The following is a 240-nucleotide window of genomic DNA, read 5'->3' as shown; positions in this document are numbered from 1 at the left end:
AGGCGTCCAGCGACACCGCCGAGGCCGGCCGCGTCATCCCCCAGAGCCCCGAGGGCGGCGCCCAGGGCAAGCGCACGGACACCGTCACGCTCCAGGTGCCGAAGGGCCCCGAGACGGTCGCGATGCCGAACCTCACCGGCAAGCAGTACAACGAGGCGGCCGCCGCGCTGTAGGGGCTCGGGCTGAAAGCGGAGCGGCGCAACGTGCTCGGCGGCCTGTTCGGCACCGTCCGGGACCAGA

Annotated in this window: 1 protein-coding gene; it reads left to right on the top strand. The window is 73.8% G+C overall.

The window, feature by feature from the left end; all coding sequences use genetic code 11:
- On the top strand, positions 1-173 hold a 173-nt coding region (locus tag KVT14_RS23675; RefSeq protein WP_368858795.1), incomplete at its 5' end, for a PASTA domain-containing protein.
- Between the last annotated feature and the right edge of the window lie 67 nt (positions 174-240).

Origin of the sequence: Cellulomonas sp. GbtcB1, from assembly GCF_019091725.1 — a bacterium.
In the GTDB taxonomy this organism is placed as follows: Bacteria; Actinomycetota; Actinomycetes; order Actinomycetales; family Cellulomonadaceae; genus Cellulomonas.
Note: the sequence above shows the minus strand (reverse complement) of the source record. Positions and strands in the feature narration are given on the sequence as shown.